The organism is Pseudomonas sp., assembly GCF_050739655.1.
In the GTDB taxonomy this organism is placed as follows: Bacteria; Pseudomonadota; Gammaproteobacteria; order Pseudomonadales; family Pseudomonadaceae; genus Aquipseudomonas.
The window spans coordinates 1-4,711 of the sequence record NZ_JBOIBY010000584.1; the positions used below are offsets into that span (position 1 = coordinate 1).

Below are 4,711 nucleotides of genomic sequence, written 5' to 3' on the forward strand. Positions count from 1 at the left end.
GCCGATGAAATTGGTGGCTGAACCGACGCCATCGCTAGCAGGCTAGCTCCCACAGTGGATACAGGTGTTGTTGGCTAGCGGGTTACCAGGTCAAAACAGCCCCCACCGCAAAGGTATCGGTATCTTCGTTCTGCGCGCTGGTGTCGTGGCCGTTGATTTCGAACTGGTTGTATTCGGCTACCAGCTTGAGGTTGTCATTGACGTCGTGGAACAGTGCAATGCCGCGGGTCTCATAGTCTGCGCCACTGCCAACCACGCCGTTACCGTCGTCCTTGGTCTTGCCATAGGACAGTGCCAACCGGTTCTTGCCCAGCTTGTAGGAACCTTGCACCAGGTAGCCGTCGCTGTCGACGTTGCGCAAGGTCGGCTCGCCTGCGTTGTTGGTGAAAAACGGGTTGATGCCCTTGGCCTGGAACCCGGACCCGGTCAGAGACAAGCCGCCCATTTTCGCCTGCACGCCGTACCCGACGCCTTTGGAGGTGACGGTACTGACGGTGGAGTCGGTATTGTCCGATGTCTGGTAGCTGCCATTGACCCAGCTGTAGATCTGCGCCCCCGCCACATCGAACTGGTAGGTGACCTCGCTCTCGGTGCGCGGGTTTTCCTGATAGGCCTTGCCCGTTGGGCTGCTGTCGTTGGTGTCCACCGGGTCCATGATCCCCACCGCTACGCGCAGGCCGTCCAGCACCGGGGTGCGATAGGTGATCTGCGAGGTCGGGAATGGGTAGGGATAACCGGTGCCGATGTTGCCGAACGACACCCCGCCACCGTCCACCAACCCCAGGGTGTCGCTGACCTGGCCGTACCCGGCGAGCATTTCATCGAGCAGGATGTTGGAACGGGCAAACAGGCCGAAGTCCTTGCCGATCAGCACTTCGCCCCACTCCGGGTTGGCGACGGTGCCGTAGAATTGCCGCACATCGATGGCGGTGTCGGTGCCGTTGGTTTCACTGTCGTTGATGGTCACCCAGAACGAGGCACGGGCACCGAGCTTGAGGTCATCGACCTGCTTGCCCATGTTGAAGCCCAGGTAGTTGGGCAAAAAGCCCATCTTCACCCGCGACTGGCGACGGTCGAACTGATCGCCTTCGCGGTTGACATCGCTGTTCACATAGAAGGCATTGATGTAGCCGTCGGTGGAGAACGTGGTCTGGTCCTTGTCGTACAGCATGATCTCGGCCTGGGCCATGTTGCTCAGGCCAAGGGTTGTAACGCAGGCAATGAGGGCAGGCAGAAAACGATGCTTGACGTTCTTATTGTTGTGCATGGCGCGCTCCGAAACGGGGGACGAAGTGTCGGAGGCGATTATCGAAAGCGGACAGGCGGCGCCATACGGTGCCTTGGGGGCGGTTTTCAGGTGCTTTGGAGGGGCGGTTGACGCGCGACAGTTACGGCGTAAGACCGCCTGTCGGCAGGGCTAACCACTAAGGAAGTAACCCTACTCAACAATAGGTGTTAACCCTGTGGGAGCGAGCCTGCTCGCGATGGGCGTCCAGACAACGCGGTGACTCAGACAGCCCGCGTTATCGTTGGCCACCATCGCGAGCAGGCTCGCTCCCACAGGGGTTCCCGGGATATTTCAAGGAAGACGTGTTCAGAAAGCCGCGCTCAGCAGCATATAAGCGGCAACCACCACGCAAACGCTGGCAAACCCTACCTGCAACACCCGTGCAGGCACCCGGGCGCAGAGTTTGCGGCCGACGATCATGCCGACGATGCTGGCGACGATGAACGCCCCGCCCAAACCGTCGATACGCACCCCGGCATGTAACGCGCCGATCACGCCAATGGCCGAGATCAGGCTGATCACCATCAAGGACGTGGCGATGATCCCGCGCATCTGCACATCGGTCAGTTGCTTGAACGCAGGAACAATCAGAAAGCCGCCACCGACACCCAGCAACCCCGAGACCACGCCTGTCACCGCGCCAAGGGCCGCGAGGGTCGCGGTGCATTTGGCGGTCCAGGAAAACCGCCCGGTGTGCTGATCGAGCATGCAGTTCTTCTGGCCCCAGTTGGCCTGCCCGTGATCGCTCGGGCCTTCTTCCTTGCGCTCGCGACGCAACATCCGAACGGCCACCATGACCATCAGCAGACTGAACAGGATCATCAGGACCTTTTCCGGTAGCTGATGGGCGAAATAGATGCCCACCGGCGAGAACACCGCGCCGAGCGCCGCAATCAACAGTGCCGCACGATAGCGCACCAGGCCGTGGCGCAAACCGTCAATGGCACCGACTGCCGCCGCGCTGCCCACTGCAAACAGCGCGACGGGCGCCGCCGTGGTCATGCTCCACCCCAGGCCCAGCACCAGCGCCGGTACGGCGAGAATGCCGCCGCCGGCCCCGGTCAAGCCCAATACCAACCCCATGACCACACCAAAAAAACTCGCCAGCAACATATAACGCTCGTAATCCGTGACAAAGGCCGGGAACGCCCGGTATCGATGGTTAACAGGATAGAGCCCGTCCGGAATTTTCGATAACAGAATTGACGCGGGGCTGGTCAGCGCAGTGAAAATGAAACTAACCTCATGACTCGCCCACGAAGAAACAACCCCCATGCCCGCCCTGATCGAAGCCTTTTTTGACGACGCCTCGTCCACCTACAGCTATGTGATTTACGAAGTGGACGGTGGTCAGTGTGCAATCGTCGACCCGGTGCTCGACTACAACGCCGCCGCCGGGCGAACCACCACCGTGCAGGCTGACCGGATCATCGCTTTCGTGCGCAAACACCGGTTACAGGTGCAGTGGCTGCTGGAAACCCACGCCCACGCTGATCATTTGTCCGCCGCGCCTTACCTGCGCCGGGAGTTGGGCGGCAAGATTGCGATCGGCCAGTCGATTTGCAAGGTTCAGAATGTGTTCAAGTCTCTGTTCAATCTTGAGCCGGGATTCTCCATCGACGGATCGCAGTTCGATCATCTGTTCGCCCCGGACGAGTCATTTCGCATCGGCAACCTCAAGGCCACGGCGTTGCATGTCCCAGGTCATACCCCAGCGGACATGGCGTACCTGATCGACGGCGATGTGATCCTGGTGGGCGATACGATGTTCATGCCCGACGTGGGCACTGCCCGCTGCGACTTTCCGGGCGGCAATGCCAACCAGATGTTTGCCTCGATCCACAAACTGCTGGCCTTCCCCGCCAGCGTGCGCCTCTACGTTTGCCACGATTACCCACCAGAAAGCCGCGCTTCCCAATGCATGACCACCGTGGGTGAACAGCGCAAAAACAACATTCATGTCCGCGACGGCATCGACGAAGCCGCCTTCGTGGCGATGCGTACCAAACGTGATGAAGGATTGGGCATGCCGACGCTGATGCTGCCGGCGATCCAGGTGAATGTGCGGGCGGGGAATCTGCCGCCGGCGGAAGACAACGGCGTGACTTACCTGAAGATCCCTTTGAACAAATTCTAAAAGCAAAAGATCGCAGCCTTCGGCAGCTCCTACAGGGTGTACGCATTCCAAATGTAGGAGCTGCCGCAGGCTGCGATCTTTTGATCTTCAAATATCCAGCGTCAATCCATTCGCCGGCAACGGCAGCGCCGTCTTGTAGCGCACTTGCTTGAGCGCAAAGCTCGATCGAATGTTCGCCACCCCCGGCACCTTGGTCAGAAAATCCATCATGAAGCGTTCCAGCGACTGGATGCTTGGCACCAGCACCCGGATCAGGTAGTCCGGGTCACCTGCCATCAGGTAGCACTCCATCACTTCCGGACGATCGGAAATCGCCTCCTCGAAATGCTGCAACGCCCTCTCCACCTGCTTTTCCAGGCTGACATGGATGAACACGTTCACATGCAGCCCCAGCAGATCGGCATCCAACAGTGTCACCTGCTCACGAATGACACCCAGCTCTTCCATCGCCTTGACCCGGTTGAAACAGGGCGTGGGCGACAGGTTCACCGAACGCGCCAGGTCGGCGTTGGTGACGCGCGCATTCTCCTGGAGGCTGTTGAGAATGCCGATATCGGTACGGTCCAGTTTGCGCATGAGACAAAAACACCTGTTTATTTTGTTTATGCAGATTTTTTATCTGCAAATGATCTTTAGCGCAACGAAACAGAGAAAAATATTCTCCTTGGCCGGGCCTATGATTGTTGTAGGACAAGATTTCTTCCACAGAACGAAATCTGTCAGCTCACTACAAGAAATTCACAAGATCGAGCGTAGAAGCCATGACCCAAGCGTACGAACCGCTGCGCCTTCACGTACCCGAACCCTCGGGCCGTCCCGGCTGTAAAACCGACTTCTCCTACCTGCGTCTGACCGACGCCGGTACGGTGCGCAAACCTCCCATTGACGTTGAACCCTTCGACACCGCCGATCTGGCCCGTGGCCTGATTCGCGTGCTCGACGACCAGGGCAATGCCCTCGGCCCTTGGGCTGAAGGCGTGCCGGTCGAGGTTCTGCGTAAAGGCATGCGTGCCATGCTCAAGACGCGGATCTATGACAACCGCATGGTGGTCGCCCAGCGCCAGAAAAAAATGTCGTTCTACATGCAGAGCCTCGGCGAAGAAGCCATCGGCAGCGCCCAGGCCCTGGCCTTGAACATCGACGACATGTGCTTCCCGACCTACCGCCAGCAAAGCATCCAGATGGCCCGCGACGTACCGCTGGTCGACCTGATCTGCCAGTTGCTGTCCAACGAGCGCGATCCGCTCAAGGGCCGGCAATTGCCGATCATGTACTCGGTCAAGGAC

The 4,711-nt window shown here is 59.2% G+C and carries 5 protein-coding genes; 2 read left to right on the plus strand and 3 right to left on the minus strand.

All coding sequences use genetic code 11. The features are described from left to right. Positions 1–82: 82 nt before the first annotated feature. Together ACRESJ_RS27810 and ACRESJ_RS27815 are read right to left on the minus strand one after the other, a co-directional pair. Positions 83–1,267 (minus strand): porin, encoded by a 1,185-nt coding sequence (locus ACRESJ_RS27810; RefSeq protein ID WP_431760732.1) that lies wholly within the window; start codon positions 1,265–1,267, stop codon positions 83–85. Between the two features lie 327 nt (positions 1,268–1,594). Beyond that, positions 1,595–2,401, minus strand: coding sequence for a sulfite exporter TauE/SafE family protein (locus ACRESJ_RS27815; RefSeq protein WP_431760733.1), 807 nt, complete (start codon positions 2,399–2,401; stop codon positions 1,595–1,597). Between the two features lie 160 nt (positions 2,402–2,561). On the opposite strand from ACRESJ_RS27815, the gene ACRESJ_RS27820 reads away from it, so the two are divergent. Next, a complete protein-coding gene (locus tag ACRESJ_RS27820; protein ID WP_431760734.1) occupies positions 2,562–3,425 on the plus strand; it encodes an MBL fold metallo-hydrolase in 864 nt (287 codons plus the stop codon). Positions 3,426–3,512: 87 nt separating this feature from the next. Here the strand turns inward: ACRESJ_RS27820 and bkdR are convergent, their stop codons facing one another. After that, entirely contained in the window at positions 3,513–4,001 is a 489-nt protein-coding gene (gene bkdR, locus ACRESJ_RS27825) for a Bkd operon transcriptional regulator BkdR (protein WP_431760735.1), read from the minus strand. A 185-nt stretch (positions 4,002–4,186) separates the two neighbouring features. Between bkdR and ACRESJ_RS27830 the strand changes: the two genes are divergently transcribed. Then, positions 4,187–4,711: thiamine pyrophosphate-dependent enzyme (locus ACRESJ_RS27830; RefSeq protein ID WP_431760736.1), on the plus strand; the 525-nt coding region annotated here is incomplete at its 3' end.